The 16,902-nt window shown below is 65.2% G+C and carries 13 protein-coding genes; 8 read left to right on the forward strand and 5 right to left on the reverse strand.

Features of this window, described 5'->3' with window-relative positions; translation table 11 throughout:
* Positions 1–135: 135 nt before the first annotated feature.
* From AAGA11_01910 to AAGA11_01920, 3 genes are all read right to left on the reverse strand, one after another.
* Complete coding sequence (locus AAGA11_01910) at positions 136–1,236, reverse strand: TRAP transporter substrate-binding protein (GenBank protein MEM9601593.1); 1,101 nt, start codon at positions 1,234–1,236, stop codon at positions 136–138.
* 319 nt (positions 1,237–1,555) lie between these two features.
* Positions 1,556–2,434 (reverse strand): hypothetical protein, encoded by an 879-nt coding sequence (locus AAGA11_01915; GenBank protein ID MEM9601594.1) that lies wholly within the window; start codon positions 2,432–2,434, stop codon positions 1,556–1,558.
* A 160-nt stretch (positions 2,435–2,594) separates the two neighbouring features.
* Positions 2,595–3,326 carry a TIGR00730 family Rossman fold protein gene (locus AAGA11_01920; GenBank protein MEM9601595.1) on the reverse strand — a complete coding sequence of 244 codons (732 nt, stop codon included), beginning with the start codon at positions 3,324–3,326 and terminating at the stop codon, positions 2,595–2,597.
* Positions 3,327–3,439: 113 nt separating this feature from the next.
* Between AAGA11_01920 and polA the strand changes: the two genes are divergently transcribed.
* From polA to AAGA11_01960, 8 genes are all read left to right on the forward strand, one after another.
* Positions 3,440–6,169 (forward strand): DNA polymerase I, encoded by a 2,730-nt coding sequence (polA, locus tag AAGA11_01925; protein ID MEM9601596.1) that lies wholly within the window; start codon positions 3,440–3,442, stop codon positions 6,167–6,169.
* Positions 6,170–6,895: 726 nt separating this feature from the next.
* Positions 6,896–7,894: a hydroxymethylglutaryl-CoA reductase gene (locus tag AAGA11_01930; protein MEM9601597.1), complete on the forward strand. Its 999-nt coding sequence runs from the start codon at positions 6,896–6,898 to the stop codon at positions 7,892–7,894.
* On the forward strand, positions 7,891–8,943 hold the full coding sequence (gene fni / locus AAGA11_01935; GenBank protein ID MEM9601598.1) for a type 2 isopentenyl-diphosphate Delta-isomerase: 1,053 nt from the start codon (positions 7,891–7,893) through the stop codon (positions 8,941–8,943). The genes AAGA11_01930 and fni overlap by 4 nt, the downstream gene beginning before the upstream one ends.
* Positions 8,944–8,956: 13 nt before the next feature.
* Positions 8,957–10,120 (forward strand): hydroxymethylglutaryl-CoA synthase, encoded by a 1,164-nt coding sequence (locus tag AAGA11_01940; GenBank protein ID MEM9601599.1) that lies wholly within the window; start codon positions 8,957–8,959, stop codon positions 10,118–10,120.
* The gene (locus AAGA11_01945; protein MEM9601600.1) at positions 10,104–11,222 is read left to right on the forward strand and encodes a GHMP kinase; all 1,119 of its coding nucleotides are present in this window, start codon (positions 10,104–10,106) and stop codon (positions 11,220–11,222) included. The genes AAGA11_01940 and AAGA11_01945 overlap by 17 nt, the downstream gene beginning before the upstream one ends.
* The gene (locus AAGA11_01950) at positions 11,219–12,133 is read left to right on the forward strand and encodes a mevalonate kinase (GenBank protein MEM9601601.1); all 915 of its coding nucleotides are present in this window, start codon (positions 11,219–11,221) and stop codon (positions 12,131–12,133) included. Before AAGA11_01945 ends, AAGA11_01950 begins: the two co-directional genes overlap by 4 nt.
* Positions 12,126–13,130 (forward strand): diphosphomevalonate decarboxylase, encoded by a 1,005-nt coding sequence (gene mvaD, locus AAGA11_01955; GenBank protein ID MEM9601602.1) that lies wholly within the window; start codon positions 12,126–12,128, stop codon positions 13,128–13,130. The genes AAGA11_01950 and mvaD overlap by 8 nt, the downstream gene beginning before the upstream one ends.
* A gap of 69 nt (positions 13,131–13,199) precedes the next feature.
* Positions 13,200–13,973 carry a hypothetical protein gene (locus AAGA11_01960; GenBank protein MEM9601603.1) on the forward strand — a complete coding sequence of 258 codons (774 nt, stop codon included), beginning with the start codon at positions 13,200–13,202 and terminating at the stop codon, positions 13,971–13,973.
* Positions 13,974–14,294: 321 nt separating this feature from the next.
* Here AAGA11_01960 and AAGA11_01965 read toward each other — a convergent pair whose 3' ends face one another.
* The gene (locus tag AAGA11_01965; GenBank protein MEM9601604.1) at positions 14,295–15,230 is read right to left on the reverse strand and encodes a homocysteine S-methyltransferase family protein; all 936 of its coding nucleotides are present in this window, start codon (positions 15,228–15,230) and stop codon (positions 14,295–14,297) included.
* A 77-nt stretch (positions 15,231–15,307) separates the two neighbouring features.
* The gene (locus AAGA11_01970) at positions 15,308–16,846 is read right to left on the reverse strand and encodes an MFS transporter (protein ID MEM9601605.1); all 1,539 of its coding nucleotides are present in this window, start codon (positions 16,844–16,846) and stop codon (positions 15,308–15,310) included.
* Positions 16,847–16,902: the final 56 nt, after the last annotated feature.

The following is a 16,902-nucleotide window of genomic DNA, read 5'->3' on the forward strand; positions in this document are numbered from 1 at the left end:
GGTGGGGTCAGGACGCACACGGCGGGTCGGCGGGGTGCTGCGGCTGCAAACTCCGGCGCCCACCCGCGAGGCCGTGTGCGTGACGCGTCACAAAAAAAACGGGCCGAGCAGATGCTCGACCCGTTTACGACGGCCTCAGGCTTCGCCGAGTTCCAGCACGCGGTTGCGCTGGTTGGTGAACGCGATGTCGCCGATGGCGAGGTACGCCCCCATTTCGCGCATGGCAGCCTGGAAGTGGTCGTTGACCTCGGCCGCGAGTGCGCTGTGGTCGCGCGTTTCCGCGAAGACCTCTGCTGCAGCTTCACCGAAGGCGTCGTAGACGTCGTCGTTGAAGACTTTCACTTCGACGCCGTGGTCGTCGATCATGCGCTGCAGGTAGGCACCGTTGTTGGCCAGCGCCTCTTCAGGCTGTGCCGCGTGCTCTTCCATGCAGGCCGCGGTGATGACCGCCTGCTCCCAGCTCGAGAGACCTTCCCACCAGGACTTGTTCATGCCGAAGGCCAAACCACCGCCCGGCTCGTGCATGCCCGCGCCGTAGTAGAACTTGGCCGCTTCGTAGAACTTCATGAAGTAGTCGTTGTACGGGCCGACCCACTCGGTCGCCTCGATGGCACCGGACACGAGGTTCTCGTAGATCTGGCCGCCGGGCAGTGACACGGTGGACGCGCCGAGCTTCGCGAGCACGTCGCCGCCGAGACCCGGGATGCGCATCTTCAAGCCTTTGAAGTCGTCCGCTTCGTTGATTTCCTTGTTGAACCAGCCGCCCATCTGGGTGCCGGTTGCGCCACAGGCCAGCGCCTTGAGGCCGAACTCGCCCGAGACCTTGTCCCAGAGTGCTTGACCACCGCCGAACTTGATCCAGGCGTTCCATTCCCAGTTGGTCATGCCGAACGGCACGGACGTGAAGTAGGCAAAGGCCGGGTGCTTGCCGCGCCAGTAGTAGTCGGCCGCGATGTAGGCTTCACTGTTGCCGCCAGCGACTTCGTCAAACGAGTCGAATGCGCCAACGCGTTCGCCGGCTGCGAAGTAGTTTGTCTTGATCTTGCCCTGAGAGAGCTCTGTGATGCGAGCTGCCAGGCGTTGTGCGCTGATGCCGAGGCCGGGGAAGTCGCGCGGCCACGTGGAAACGATGGTCATTTCGCGAACATCAGACGCGATCGCCGGTGCGCCGGTGATCACGCCGCCGGCTGTTGCCGCCGCGATGCCACCGGTCTTTATGAAGTCTCTTCTTTTCATCGTGAAGTCCTTGGACATGGAAAATGAGGTTGACCCGAGCGCCGAATGCCTGCGGCCGTTGCGGCACGCAGTGGTGCAGCATCACAACGGGCATCGGGTGTTGGGTTGCCCGGAGGGGCTTCGGCGCGCTGGCACCATGCCGATCTCCGGAGTGGCCGAAGCATACCACTGCTGACCTATGCTGCGTACCGGTGCCGTGCTCAGTGTGTGAACTGGCAACATGTTTCTGGAAGGCCGGTGTGGAACGGACGCAGCGTGAGCCGTGGCCGTGTGTCGACAATGCATCACACGGCGAGAGGGGGATCAGTAGGGCGGAAGCTCAGCGCGCGTCGACGCGCAATTTCGGCACACCGCTGTCCCAATCGTCTTCGTCGACGCTGAGTGCGGGGAACTGCGTCGCCCGATCGGGGCGGTGCGTCGGTGGTGGCTCGAGCCGCGGTTCGAGCTGATCGAACGGTGAGCGACGCACGATCTCGACGTCCTCGACGGCGGCAATGTGCTCAGGCGTGTGCTGTACCTGCAGGGCACTGTCGACACTGGGAAAGGCCAGTTCGTCCTCGGGTGTGGTGCCGCCGAGTGTCACCCGAACGGTTGGAGCCGCGGGGGCTGGCGGGACCACTGGCGCCCGCATCGGTGCCGGTGTGGATGCCGGTTCGGTCGCCAGTTCGCCGGAGGTTGGCGTGTAGTCCTCGCCGGAATCGAGCGCGTCGAGCAGGCTCTCGTCGATGGCGCGGGCGCGCGCCTTGACTGCGCGCTTGAAGGCCTCCACTTCGGCTTCGGACGGGGTGACCACCGGGTCTTCGCTGACCGGCGAGGGGGGGGCGGCGTCGACCGGTGCGTCGACGTCGATGAGTTCGGGTCGCTCCTGTTCGTCCAGCGCCCCGGGCTGCACAGCGCGGCCGGTGTTGTGGATCACCTGCACGGCGCGGTCGTCCCAGAGCTCGATCATCTGGAAGTCCTTGACGTTGGTGATCTTGAGGTCCGGCAGGCCGTGCAGTTTGAGCCAGCGCTTGATCGGCGGAATCAACCGTGGGTCGCTGGCCCGGGCGGTGAACAGGCGGACTTCGCGGCCCTCGGCCACCCAGGCCTCGACCCGTTTGACCATGGCCGGGATCGGCAAACCGATCGAATCGGGGCCGCGCCAGCGGTCAAATTGTGCAAGCGTGCCGTCGAGGTCGACACCAATCCAGCCTGTCATAGCCATTCCAAACGCTCGGGTAACCAGTCGGGGGCGCCACGCGGGGCGGCGTCAGCGCCATTCAGTGGGGGCATCCTACGCGCGCGGCCACGACAGCCCCACCGACTGATTCACAAATGTAACAATTGCCGAACACCCCCGGGTTAACGGCGGGTCGGACTCAAATCTCCAGTGTGCTCTGCGCGCTGTTCGGGTCCATGTTGCCGTCGTGGCCGGCGTAGAAGTCGAATATCGCGTCCACAACCGCCTGGGGGTCCTCGCAGATGTGGAAGAGTTCCATGTCCTCGGGGCTGATCGTCCCCTGCGCGACGAGCGTATCCTGAAACCAGTTGATCAGGCCATCCCAGAAGCCCTCGCCCATCAGCAGGATCGGGATCCGGCGGCTCTTGCCGGTCTGCACCAGGGTGAGAATTTCAGCGAACTCGTCTAGCGTGCCAAAGCCGCCGGGCATGACGACGTAGGCCGACGCGTACTTGACGAACATCACCTTGCGCGCAAAGAAGTAGCGGAAGGTCAGCGAGATGTCCTGGTAGGGGTTGCCGCCCTGCTCGTGCGGCAGCTCGATGTTGAGCCCGATGGACTCCGACTTGCCCGCCTTGGCGCCCTTGTTGGCTGCCTCCATGATCCCCGGGCCACCGCCGCTGACCACGGCGAAGCCGACATCCGACAGCTTGCGCGAGAGGTCCTCGGTGAGCGCGTAGTAGGGGTGGTCCGGTTTGAAGCGCGCCGAGCCGAAGATGCTTACCGAGGGCCGCACCGGCGCGAGCTTCTGAAAGCCGTCGACGAATTCCGCCATGATCTTGAAGATCTTCCAGCCGTCGCGGTTGAGCATGGCCTCAACCGCCTCGGGGCTGCGCGGACCGGGCAGTTGGACCGGGGTTTTGTCGCTCACGGGCACTCCTTGTCGTGGTCGGGGCCAGGGGAACCCAATGGTATGCTTGAGGCTCGCCAATGTGTACTGCGACGCCGCCCGGCCGGTCGCGCCACTCTGCCTGCGGGTGCCCCATGTCTGATTCGCCCCTCGTCCTCGTCGACGGTTCGTCGTACCTGTTTCGGGCCTTCCACGCCTTGCCGCCGCTGACCACCTCGGGCGGGCAGCCGACCGGGGCGATCCACGGCGTGATCAACATGCTCAAGAACCTGCGCGAGCGCTACCAGCCGGAGCAGTTCGTCGTGGTATTCGACGCGCCGGGCAAGACCTTCCGCGACGACCTCTATGTCGAATACAAGGCCAACCGCCCGCCGATGCCCGACGAGCTGCGCAGCCAGATCGAGCCCCTGCACGCGCTGATTCGCGCACAAGGGCTGCCGCTCATCGCGATCACTGGCGTGGAGGCCGACGACGTCATCGGCACCATGGCACGTGAAGCCAGCGAAGCCGGCAAGACCGTGGTGATCTCCACCGGTGACAAGGACCTCGCGCAGCTCGTCAACGACAAGGTCAGCCTGATCAACACGATGACCGACACGGTCATGGACACCGATGGCGTGGTGGCCAAGTTCGGCGTGCCGCCCGAGCGCATCATCGACTACCTGGCGCTCGTCGGTGACAAGGTCGATAACATCCCCGGGGTGCCGGGTTGCGGCCCGAAGACCGCGGTCAAGTGGCTCACCGAATACGGCAACCTCGACGCCGTGATCGCCGCGAGCGGGGACGTCAAGGGCAAGATCGGCGAGCGGCTGCGCGATGCGCTCGACACCCTGCCGCTCTCGCGCGAGCTCGCCACGATCAAGCTCGACGTCGAGCACGGGCTCACCGAAGACGAGCTCAGCCCCAACGCGCCGGATGTCGAGGCCCTGCGCGAGCTCTACACCGAGCTTGAAATGAAAACCGCGCTGAAAAACCTCGGCGGGGCGCAGGACGTGGGCGAACAGGCTGCCTCTGGCAGTGGCTCGATCGTGGCCGATACCGCCGACAGCCCGGTTGCCACGCGCTACAGCGTGATCACCACCGCGGCAGACCTCGCCGCCTGGGTCAAGAAGCTCAAGATGGTGCCGGTGTTTGCGTTCGACACCGAGACCACCAGCCTCGACTACATGGCGGCCGAGCTCGTTGGCGTGTCGGTGGCCGTGGCGCCCGGTCTTGCAGCCTACATCCCGGTGGCCCACCGCTACGAGGGCGCGCCCGCGCAGCTCGAGCGCGACACCGTGCTCGATGCCCTGCGCCCGCTGCTCGAAGACCCCGCGCGCTGCATCGTCGGACAGAACCTGAAATACGACATCAGCGTTCTGGCGCGCCATGGCCTCGACGTGCGTTCGCGCCTGCACGACACCATGCTGCAGAGCTACGTGCTCGACGCGGCCGGGTCACGCCACGACATGGACACCCTGGCAAGCAAGCACCTGGGCCACACCTGTGTGAAGTTCGAGGACATCGCTGGCAAGGGCAAGTCGCAACTGACCTTTGATCAGATCGAACTCGAACCGGCGGCGCACTACGCCGCCGAAGACGCCGACATCACCTTGCGGCTGCACCAGGCGCTTTGGCCGCAGCTCGAGGCCGAGCCCGCGCTCAAGGCCATCTACGAGCGCATCGAGTTGCCCCTGGTGCCGGTGCTGTCAAAAGTCGAGCGCAACGGCGTGCAGCTCGACAGCGACATGCTCGGTGAGCAGAGCGCCGAGCTCGAACGCGCGATGGCCGATGCCGAACAAAAAGCGCACGACGCGGCCGGCAAGGTGTTCAACCTCTCTTCGCCGAAGCAGATCCAGCAGATCTTCTTCGAGGAGCAGGGCATGCCGGTGATCCGCAAGACCCCCAAGGGCCAGCCGTCGACCGCCGAGGACGTACTCGAGCAACTCGCCGACGACTACGACCTGCCGCGCCTGATCCTCGAACACCGCAGCCTCTCCAAGCTCAAGTCCACCTACACCGACAAGCTGCCGTTGCAGGTGAGTGAGGCCACCGGTCGCGTGCACACCTCCTACCACCAGGCGGTGGCGGCCACCGGGCGGCTGTCTTCGACCGACCCCAACCTGCAGAACATCCCGGTGCGCACGCCGGAGGGGCGGCGGATCCGCGAGGCTTTCGTGCCGGCCGAGGGCAACTGCCTGCTCGCCGCGGACTACTCCCAGATCGAGCTGCGCATCATGGCGCACCTGTCAGAAGACGCGGGCCTGCTCAACGCCTTCGCCAACAAGCTGGATGTGCACCGGGCGACCGCGAGTGAAGTGTTCGACACCCCGCTCGAGGACGTCAGCAGCGACCAGCGCCGCTCTGCCAAAGCGGTCAACTTCGGCCTGATCTACGGCATGAGTGCCTTCGGGCTCGCCCGTCAGCTCGGCATCGGCCGGGGTGAGGCACAGGAGACCATTGACCGGTACTTCGACCGCTACCCCGGCGTCAAACGCTACATGGACGAAACCCGGGCCCAAGCGCACGACGTCGGCTACGTCCAGACGGTGTTCGGTCGGCGTCTGTACCTGCACGAGATCCACTCGCGCAACGCCCAGATGCGGGCCTACGCCGAGCGCACCGCGATCAACGCGCCGATGCAGGGCACCGCGGCGGACATCATCAAGAAAGCCATGATCGATGTGCAAGCGTGGCTCGACCGGGGCGACGTCGACGCGCGCATGATCATGCAGGTCCACGATGAACTCGTCTTCGACGTGGCCGCGTCTGACGTCGAGCGCCTCTCGGCCGAAGTCAGTGACCGCATGGCACGCGTCGCCGAGCTGTCCGTGCCGCTCGAGGTCGACACCGGGGTCGGTCACAGTTGGGAGCAGGCGCACTGACATGCCCTGGTCCCCAGCCTCGCACAGCGGGCACCCGGTACAGCAGCCCATCGCGGTTCAGCCCATTGGGGGACCTCGAGCCCAGCGTATCGAACCCAATCGGTGGCGTCGCACATGTCGGTCATCAACACGGTGTGCAGCACGCGTTCGACCGGGAGGGCGAAATCGAGAACGGGCGAAAACGGTGGCACTCGCACGCTGCGCGGGTTTGCCGGACTCGATCAGGTGGCCATGGTCGTCGTGCTCACGGTACTGCGCATCGGGGGGTGTGCTCGGCGAGGTAGCGGTTGCTGGCACCGGCGCCCACGGGTGCCCCGTACACTGAAACACGGTGGTGGGCACCCCGATGCTCAGATGCCTCTGACTCTGTTTGGTCTCACGCCACCGGTCGGGATGCTGCAACGCAAACGCGCCGCTCGGCGTGCCCTGGGTCGGCGCGTCACGGGGTGCGACCTGACGGGGATGTAACGGGCGCTGTAGCCGTCTGCGACCGGCGTGCTGGCCGTGTCCGCCCCGGTCGACGGGCACCGACCTTGTCGGGCTGCTCGGCCCCGTGATTTCTGTGGGAGAATACCGGGTTAACGTGTCACATCGGCGTACGCAGAGACCCGCATCGACTGGCCTGGCCTGGCGGGGCGGTGGCGGGCGCCAACAGACACTGTCCTCGAGGTGAGATTCACTTTGCGCAAACGACCCACGTTCGACACCCCGGTACCGACCAGCTTCGTGGGGCCCATTCGGTTCTCGGGACCGGTTGTCGACGGCGACGTGCGTGTGCCGCTGGCGACCTATGAAACCCCGCTGTGGCACTCCACGGATCGAGGCGCTGCCGTGTCTCGCCACGCAGGCGGCATCCAGGTCACGCTGATCGATGAGTGCATGACCCGCTCGATCGCATTGCGCGCGCCGGACGCCGAGCACGCGCACCGCGCGTGGCGCCGAATCGAGGCAGACCGGGCTCGGGTGGCGGACAGGGTAGCGTCCACGAGTCGCTTTGCCCGTCTGACCGACATGGACAAGCAGATTGTCGGCAATCTGCTGTTCATCCGGCTGTCGTGCAGCACCGGGGACGCGGCGGGTCACAACATGGTGACCAAGGCAGCCGAGGCGGTGCTGACCTGGATACTCGCCGAACACCCGGAACTTGAGTACGCGTCGATTTCCGGTAACGTGTGCACGGACAAGAAGACGTCGGCTGTGAACGGCCTGGCGGGCAGGGGAAAAAACGTCGTCGCCGAGCTGACCGTGCCTGGACGTGTGTTGTCCCGCGTCCTGCGCACGACGGCGCGCAAGATCGTCACCCTGAACTACGAGAAGAACTACGTCGGTAGCACTTTGGCCGGCTCGCTGCGCACGGCGAATGCGCACTTTGCCAACATGTTGCTCGGCTTCTACCTGGCCACAGGACAGGACGCGGCTAACATCATTGAGGGGAGCCAGGGTCTTGTGCATTGCGAGACACGTGGTGAAAACGAGTCTGACTTGTATTTTATCTGTAGCTTGCCCAACCTGATCCTCGGCACAGTGGGTGCCGGCAAATCCAACACCGTGGTAGAGAAGAACCTGATGGAGCTTGGTTGCAAGGCAACGCGAGATACGGGCGACAATGCACGTCGGCTGGCAGGCATCTGTGCGGGAGTTGTATTGTGTGGAGAGCTGTCCCTGCTCGCGGCACAAACCAATCCCGGAGAATTGGTGCGCGCACACATGGAGCTCGAGCGATGAGTTCGTCAGCCACAACGGACACACAAGTTGCCGACCGCAAACTCGAGCACATCCGGGCGATCGAGTCCGACCCCGAGGTGGAGCGTCGAGGCTCGGGATTCGACAAGGTGCACTTGACCCACCGTGCCCTGCCGGAACTGGATTTCGATGCCGTCGACACAGGCACCGTGTTTCTCGGCAAACCCTTGAGCTTTCCGATGTTGATCTCGTCCATGACCGGCGGTCACGGCAAGGAGATCCTGCGCATCAACCGCAACCTGGCGGAGGCCGCGGAGCGGACCGGTGTCGCCATGGCCGTCGGGTCGCAACGCGTGATGTTCACCGACCCCCAGTCGAGGAGCAGTTTCGCGCTGCGCGAACACGCGCCGAGTGTGCCGCTGCTCGCGAACATCGGCGCCGTACAATTGAATTACGGCCTCGATGCCTCGCACTGCCGGCTGGCGCTCGACACGTTGGAGGCGGACGCCCTGTACCTGCACCTCAACCCGCTGCAGGAGTGTGTACAGCCAGAGGGGGACCGGAACTTCGCGCGCTTGAATGAGCGTATCGCGGCACTGGTGCAGGCCGTGCCGGAGCCGGTCATCCTCAAGGAAGTCGGCGCAGGCTTGTCGGCGAGTGATGTCGCGGCGGGCTTGGCGTCGGGTGTTCGCCATTTCGATGTGGCCGGGCGAGGCGGTACGTCCTGGAGCCGCATCGAGTACCACCGCCGGCGAGCCGAAGACGACGACCTGGGCTTGGTGTTCCAGGACTGGGGCTTGACCACAGTGGATGCCTTGATCGACGCCAGGGCCGAACTGACGCGGCAGCAGTCGCAGGCGACCCTGATCGCCAGCGGCGGTATCCGCAACGGCATCGACATGGCGAAGTGCCTGGTGCTCGGTGCGGATGTCTGTGGTGTGGCGGCCCCGCTGCTCGCGGCTGCGCAACACTCGGTCGAAAGCCTGGTTGAGCGAATAAATCGGCTACGGTCGGAGTTTAAGACAGCGATGTTCCTGCTCGGTTGTGCAGAGGTCGATGCGTTGAAGCACAACGCGTCCTTGCTGCGCTAGAGAACCCGCCGCTATGACAGTCACCGGAATTGATGCCATCTCGTTTTACGCGCCCGGGCGATACGTCGGCCTCGACACCCTGGCGGCGCAACGCGGCATCGACCCCGACAAATTCTCCAAGGGCATCGGCCAGCACCTGATCGCGCTGCCCGGGCACGACGAGGACATCGTCACGCTGGCAGCCGAGGCGGCGCAGCCGCTGATCGAACAAGCCGGCACGGACGGCTTGGACACGCTGCTGTTCGCCACCGAGACCGGCGTGGATCAGTCAAAATCGGCGGGCGTGTACCTGCACCGTCTGCTGAACCTGCCCGCCAATTGCCGCACTGTGGAACTCAAACAGGCCTGCTACGCAGCGACACCGGCGCTGCACATGGCCTGCAGTCACGTGGCGCGCAAACCGGCGCGGCGCGTGCTGGTGGTGGCCTCCGATGTCGCGCGCTACGACCTCGACTCCCCCGGCGAGGCGACGCAGGGGGCGGGCGCAGTGGCCATGCTCGTCAGTGCCAACCCGCGGGTGTTGTCGCTCGGAAACATCTCCGGTGTGTTCACCGAAGACGTCATGGATTTCTGGCGGCCGAACCACCGCCGTACACCCTTGTTCGACGGCAAATATTCAACCCTGCGCTACCTCAACGCGTTGTCGATGGCCTGGCGCGACTACCGCGCGCAGGGCGGTGTCGAATACGCCGATTTCGCGCACTTCTGTTTTCACCTGCCGTTTTCCCGCATGGGCGAGAAGGCCCACCAGCGCCTGGCCAAGGAGGCCAAGGCGGCCTGCGACCTGGACCAGGCGGCCTCGGGCCTGATCTACAACCGCGTGGTCGGCAACACCTACACGGCGTCACTGTACCTGTCGGTCTTGTCAACCCTCGAGCACAGTGAAACCGATCTCGCTGATCAACGGCTGGGCCTGTTCAGCTACGGCTCGGGTGCGATCGGTGAATTCTTCGATGCCAGCGTGCAACCGGGCTACCGCGATCACCTCGCGGTCGATCGACACCGCGCGCTGCTCGATGAGCGCACCCCTGTGGACTACGACGAATACCTGTCGTTGTGGCACGCCGCAGACGACCCGGTCAACGGCAATATCACCTTGCCCGACACCGCGCGCGGCCGCTTCCGTCTGGCGTCGATCGAACAGGACAAACGGGTGTACCTTGACCGACTCGCCTGATGCCGTCGCCCACGCGCCCGGCAAGCTCATCCTGTCCGGGGAGCACTCGGTGCTCTACGGCGCGCCGGCCATGGCCATGGCGATCGCGTCCTACACGGAGGTCTGGTTCAAGTCCGTTGGGCCCAAGACCGGCCTGCGAACCGCGTTTGGCGGGCTGTCGGCGGGCGCCTACTACCCGCTGAAGATCCTCTCCCGATTCAAACACTCGCTCGACCAGCGTTTCGATCAATTCAAGCGCGGTGAGTTGGGTGTGCGCCAGATTCTCACGCGACCCGACGACCTCGCCGTCTACACCTTGGCGGCGCTCCTGCAGGACAAGGACGGCGGCGAGCTGACCGGTGTGGGTGCAGTCAACCGTGTGCCCTTGCCCGGGCAACTGGGCAGCCGATCCAGCCTGCCGATCGGCGCGGGACTGGGTTCCTCCGCGGCCGTTGTGGCCGCGACCACCGTGTTGTTCGAATCCCTGCTCGACCGCCACAAGAGCCTTGAGGCCCGCTACGAACGGGTGCGCTTCTGCGAACGCCTGAAGCACGGCAACGCGGGTCCGATTGACGCTGCGACCGTGGTGCGCGGTGGCCTGGTGCGCTACGACGGGCAGGGCTTCAGCACGCACACGCTTGCACACGACCACAGCCTCGCACGTGGCGAGGGGTGGTTCTGTGCACTGCAAGGGCGGCCGCTCAGTCCCACCGGCGAGTGCGTGAGCCAGGTGCGCGAACGCCACGGGTCGGATCGTGTCCTGTGGGACCGCTTCGCCGAGTGCACACAGGCGCTGGCCACTGCCTTGACCAACGGCGTGGACCCGGATGAAGCCATCCGCGAGAACCAACGCCTGTTGGATGTGATCGGCGTCGTGCCGGCGGTGACCCGGGAGTTCATTGCCGCGGTCGAGGCGGCTGGCGGGGCGGCCAAGGTCTGTGGCGCAGGTGCGGTACGTGGCGACAACGGCGGTGCGATTCTCGTGCACCTGCGAGATCCCGAAGCGATCACATCCCTGAGCGCGCAGTACCCGGCGGTGCAGTGGTCGCCACTGTGTCTGTCTCGCACCGGTGCCGCTGTGGGTCCTGCACCGCAGCGACCGCTGCCGGCGCCCGCGGGGTGATTCGAGCCAGCGCACCCGGCTCGATCATGATCACTGGCGAACACGCGGTGGTCTACGGCGAGCGGGCCGTCGTGGCGGCGGTCGCGCGCCGCATCACCGTCAGTTTGACGCCGCGCTCTGATCGTCAGGTGCACGTGCGGTCGTCGATTGCCGACCCGCTGGTCACACACCTCGATACGCTCAGCCCGGTCGACCCCTTCCGGCCGGTGATCGCCGTGCTCGATGCGTACCGCGACACGGTGCCGGCCGGCTTTGAACTCGACATCCGCTCCGACATCGATCCCACGCTCGGGCTTGGCTCGTCCGCGGCCGTGATCGTGGCGAGCCTGGCCACGTGCCAGCGGTTTGCCGGTTTCGATCCCTGCGCCGACCCCCTCGCCGTGCACCGAGAGGCGCTCGGTATCGTGCAGGGCTTGCAGGGGCGTGGCAGCGGTGCCGACGTGGCCGCGAGTGTGTTCGGCGGGCTGTTGGCCTACCGCGCCCCGCCGGACACCGAGGTGAGGCCGCTGCCCGCGCCGCCATCGCTGGCGTTGCGTTACAGCGGCTACAAGACGCCGACTGCCGAGGTCCTGGCACGGGTGGCGCAGCACACCCGCGGGCGGGAGGCCGAGTACGCGAAACGCTACCGCATCATGGGCGCCAGTGCCGATGCCGCAGTCGATGCCGCCATCGCCGAGGACTGGCGCGCTTTCGCCGCTGCACTGAACCGCTACCAACCGCTCCTGGTCGAGCTCGGCGTCAGCGACACCCTGCTCGACGAGCTGGTCGCTGGCGCACTCGCCACGCCCGGCACCTTGGCGGCCAAGATCTCGGGCTCGGGCCTGGGCGATTGTGTTCTGGCCCTCGGCGCGACGCCGCCGGGTTTTTCGCCGATTACCGTGGCGCCCGAGGGCATGGTGTTGCATGGCTAGTGGGCTGCTCGAGCGCGTGTCGACGGCGGTGCGTGCAGCCGGACCCGCGCGCACGGTCTCGGTCTACGCGCCGAGCAACATTGCCCTGGCAAAGTACTGGGGTAAGCGTGACAAGCCTGCAAATCTACCCCTGAACAGCTCGCTGTCCGTCTCCCTCGGAGACTGGGGGACACACACGGCCATTTCGCCGTCGCCTGACGACCGGGATCACGTGCTTCTGCACGATGCCGAACTGGCGGCAGACAGCCCCTTTGCCCGCCGCGTGTTGCGCTTCGCCGAGCGCTTTGGCGGCATACACCGCCCGCCGCTCCGCATACACACGCGCAACACCCTGCCGACGGCGGCGGGCCTGGCATCCTCTGCGTCGGGTTTCGCCGCGCTGACACGCGCGCTGTGTGCGTGTTTCGAGCTGGACTTGAGTGCGCGCGAGATGAGTGTGATCGCCCGGTTGGGATCCGGCAGCGCCACGCGGTCACTCTGGCACGGCTTCGTGCGTTGGGATCGCGGTGTCCGGCCCGACGGCGAAGACAGTCACGGTGTGCCGCTGGACCTGACTTGGCCCGCGTTTCGAATTGCCGTCGTCACGGTGACGACCGAGGCCAAAGCCTGGTCGTCGCGTGACGGGATGAACCACACGGTGGCGACCAGTCCGCTGTACGCCGCCTGGCCCGAGCGGGCAGAGGCGGACTGCCGTGCGATCGAACAGGCCCTGTGCGACCGCGATGCCAGCGCACTCGGACCGCTGGTGGAAGCCAATGCGCTCGCCATGCATGCCACCATGCAATCGGCGCGACCCGCGCTGACCTACCTCACTAGCACGAGTTGGTCGGTTCTGGAAAGGCTCTGGCAGGCGCGTCGCGACGGTCTCGAGGCCTACGCGACCATGGACGCCGGGGCCAACGTCAAGCTCGTGTTCGAGGCCGACGCGACCGACGCCGTGCTGGAGGCGTTTCCGACGGCCGACATCATCGCGCCGTTCAACCACACCCCGCGCTAGGCCGCCCTGGCCCGTGCAAGCCGACCTGTATACTGCCCTCGCCCCCGCTGCACATGCGTCACGCGGCACATGGACGCCCTGAGCCCGATCCGACAACACTACGCCGAGGCGGTCTGCACCGGCCTCGAACACGCCGGCCAATTGATCCCCGCCTTTGCCAGCGTGGACCGCGCGGCCTGTCTGCTGCCGCCGCCCTGGTCAGTCTTGCACCACTTGCCTGGCCGCCACGGTCACGTCGAAAAAACGTCCCGCGAGCAGGACCTCTACCACGATCGGCTGGTGCAGCTCGATGCAAGCCGGCGTATCAATAACGGCCAACCGAGTCTCTGGGCGGCGGTTTTCGACCGGCTGTTGACGCACGCACCGACGCGGCTACTGCACCTCGGCTGCGGTTCGGGGTATTACACGGCCATCCTGGCGGCGTTGTTTCCGGACGCAGAGGTGCGTTTTCACGACGTGCATGAGCCACTCCGTGCGCACGCGGCGCAGCTCTTCGCCACCCGCCAACGGGTCCTGGTGGATGATCGTCACACGGTGCTCGACGCTATCGTGTGTTCGTTCGGGTGCAGTCGGGTGGCCGAGCCGCTGGTGACGCGCTGGCAGGACGGGGGTGTCCTGTTGGCGCCCGTCACGGACCGCCACGGCAGGGGTGTCTTTGTCGAGGCGCGGCGGCAGGGAGACCGGGTCGAGGTGCGGCCGCTGTTTTACTGCGCCTTCTCCCTGGATGCTGAGCAGGCGCAGTTTCCGCAGCGCATCGTTTGGCGCGATGCGGTGTCTGCGCCCTGGCCGACCCACGGCGCCCTCGATCTCGGCGCCCTGTTCACAGCGACCTCGAGCGACTGACTGGGACGGCGTCTGGCCTCGCGGGTCAACGACGCGGCAGATGCAAGGCCGCTGCGACCTGTCCGTGCTTCTCGAGGTCGACACCGGGGTCGGCGACAGTTGGGAGCAGGCGCACTGACCTTTTTGCACCTGGTGTGGCAGATTAGGGTGTTTACGCCGGGCCGGTGCCTAACGATGAGATGATGCGGGATTTTTCAATAATCCACCCTTCTTCATATTTCACAAGCGTGTGGATGTATATGAGTAGAGGGAATGTCCCTTTTTTGGGTTCGCCTATGTTTGGGGGCGGAATAGTACGCTAAGGTGAAGTAGTAGAGTTGGTCAGGCTTTCGATATCGAATTTGCAATCTGCTTTAAGTGTCGACTATCGGTTCCGCAACAGCCGCCGAGAATATTGATTTGTGAGTATTTCCTAGAGATTTCAGCCAACTGATTTCCCAGCTCTGCTGGATCTCCATCGTCCAATTCATCGGCTTCATCCAACTCCGCGTGGCTGCACCTTGACGCGTTGGCCACGATGCCTTTTAGACGCTGCATCCAGGGTTCGTCAGATAGAATGTCGTTAAAGTGGTCTGGATGCGCACAATTGATCATGAAGTAGCTCGAATAGCCGTCTGTGGCCTTGTCCACTTCTTCGATTGCGCTCTTCAGAGTTGCACCATTTGGCAGCTTGCCATCTGTTTCAACCGTGAACGCAATGATCACTGGCAATTCAAAACCCTTGGCTGCCAACACCATCCCTGTTGCTTCTTGTGGATAGGCGACAGTGTATCCACTGATCAAATCAACCTCCGTGTCTGATAGCGCTGCTACCTGTTCGGAGTGATAGGCCATCGCCACATCTGCGGTCATTTGGTCCGCAGGCGCATAAGCATCATCTCGCGGGCCGATATTGGCGCTTAGAACTGTTGGAAGATCGCTATTTTTATCGCGGATGTGAGCCATCAAGGCAATTGCCTGCTTATTCAACTCAATAAGCCGATCCGGCGTGTATCCGATAGCTGCGCCGCGATCCCGGTTTGCGACCCATGTTGGGCTTTCAAGAATGACACCCAGACCTGATTCTCTGCCGATTTCAATCAGGTTTGTGAAATACCCAGTCAGCAGCTCTCTGCCTCGGCTTGTTTCGAGCAGCGGGTAGGAGGCAAATCCCAGCAGATCGACACCTTGTGTAAAAAGCAGGTCGGTCTCCATGCCTGTGTATGCCAGGAAGGTTTTGCCAGTGAGTTGAGGCAGTTCGTTACGATAGAGTGCCATGGATGGTTATCCGTTTGTCCGTTTTTTACGTTCAGTAGATAGTCGTTCACGACACAGAGAATTACTGCCAAATGAAATCATCGATCGCTCGCGGCAGCCGAGAGTTTAACTGAGCTTAGCCCTGCGGCGCAGCCTGCGGCCACCAGCGCGAACAGGCTCGCAATCAGCATCACGTCGATGAAAGCCGAATCGAGCGCCTGACCCAGCGCCGCGCGGGCCGGTGGGTGCAGCACGGTTGGCAGGGCGCCGAGGTCGGCCTGCGTGAGCGTGTCGGCGGCGCCGCGCACCACCGGTGCGATCTGCGCACGCGCGTCGGCGTCGGGCACCTGGTCGACCAGCGCGGTATCGAGGTGGTGGCGGTAGCGCAGCGCCAGCAACGCACCGAACAGGGCGACGGCGAAGAGGTTGCCGATGCGCGTCACGGCGTGGTTGATGCCCGAGGCGAGCCCGCTCTCCTCGGTGTCGACGCTGTTCAGCACGCCGGTGGTGAGCGGCGTCACCATCGCGCCCGCGGCGACGCCGAGGGCGGTGATCACGATGGCACCGGACCAGGGCGTTCTGAGCAACACCAGCAGGCAGGCCGACGCGGTGGCGATCGCGATGCCCACGGCCCCGACGATCATCGGTGTGCGGTAGCCCACCCGGTCGGCCCAGACGCCGACCGGGCGGGCCATGAGGCTGATGCAGATGCCGAGCGGCAGCATGTTGAGCGCGGCCTGCGATGCGCTGAGACCGAGCGACGTGACCATCACGTAGGGCACCAGAAACAACAGCGACATGAACGCCGTGAAGACGAACAGGCAGTAGGCGTTCAGCAGCACGAACTCGCGGTTGGCGAGAAAGTGCGCCGGCAGTATCGGCGCGACGGCACGGCGCTCCCAGGCGACGAAGGCGAACAGCCCGAGGGCACCCGCCAACCAGCCTGGCCAGACCAGGTGTGATGCCACCGGGTGCAAGGACACGTTGATGGTCGCGAACACCAGGGCTGCCAGCGCCAGGGTCAAGAGCGAGGCGCCTGGCCAGTCGAGCGGCACCGGCTTGCGCTCGTTGCCGCGCGGCACCGCGTAGACCGTCAGTGCGACCGCGAGGATGCCGAGCGGGATGTTCACCCAGAACGCGTAGGGCCAGCCGCCGGTGTCGACCAGGAAGCCGCCGATCACCGGGCCTGCGGCTGCCGAGGCCGACGCCGCGGCCGACCAGATCCCGACCGCCCGGCCGCGCTGCTCAGGCGGGTAGAGCCGGGCGATGATCGAGAGCGACTGCGGCAACATGAGCGCGGCGAACACCCCTTGCGCCGTGCGCGCGGCGATCAACCAGCTGCTGTCTGGCGCGGCGGCGCAGGCAGCCGACGCTGCGGTGAAGCCCGCAATGCCGAAGAGAAAAACCCGTCGCGGCCCGTAGCGGTCACCGAGCGCGCCGCTGATCACGAGCAAGGCGCACACCGCCAGCAGGTAGGCATTGGCGATCCACTGCAGCGCGGCGAAACTGGCGCCGAGATCGCGCTGGATGCTCGGCAACGCGATGTGGACGATCGTGCCGTCGATGAAGCCCATGCTCGACGCGATGATGGTGGCGCTGAGCGCCAGGCCGCGTTGCCACCGCGTGAGAACCGTCATGCGTTGCGTGTCGTCACCTTGGCAGACCAGTGTGGCACACTGACGCACCGTGACGC

The organism is Pseudomonadota bacterium, from assembly GCA_039196715.1.
Taxonomy (GTDB): Bacteria; Pseudomonadota; Gammaproteobacteria; order CALCKW01; family CALCKW01; genus CALCKW01.

Bases quoted from the DNA above. Each gene is read 5' to 3' on its own strand.
- AAGA11_01940 (MEM9601599.1), top strand. From the start codon at position 8,957: ATGACAGTCACCGGAATTGATGCCATCTCGTTTTACGCGCCCGGGCGA.
- polA (MEM9601596.1), top strand. From the start codon at position 3,440: ATGTCTGATTCGCCCCTCGTCCTCGTCGACGGTTCGTCGTACCTGTTT.
- AAGA11_01970 (MEM9601605.1), bottom strand. From the start codon at position 16,846: ATGACGGTTCTCACGCGGTGGCAACGCGGCCTGGCGCTCAGCGCCACC.
- mvaD (MEM9601602.1), top strand. From the start codon at position 12,126: ATGGCTAGTGGGCTGCTCGAGCGCGTGTCGACGGCGGTGCGTGCAGCC.
- fni (MEM9601598.1), top strand. From the start codon at position 7,891: ATGAGTTCGTCAGCCACAACGGACACACAAGTTGCCGACCGCAAACTC.
- AAGA11_01910 (MEM9601593.1), bottom strand. From the start codon at position 1,236: ATGAAAAGAAGAGACTTCATAAAGACCGGTGGCATCGCGGCGGCAACA.
- AAGA11_01965 (MEM9601604.1), bottom strand. From the start codon at position 15,230: ATGGCACTCTATCGTAACGAACTGCCTCAACTCACTGGCAAAACCTTC.
- AAGA11_01915 (MEM9601594.1), bottom strand. From the start codon at position 2,434: ATGACAGGCTGGATTGGTGTCGACCTCGACGGCACGCTTGCACAATTT.
- AAGA11_01960 (MEM9601603.1), top strand. From the start codon at position 13,200: ATGGACGCCCTGAGCCCGATCCGACAACACTACGCCGAGGCGGTCTGC.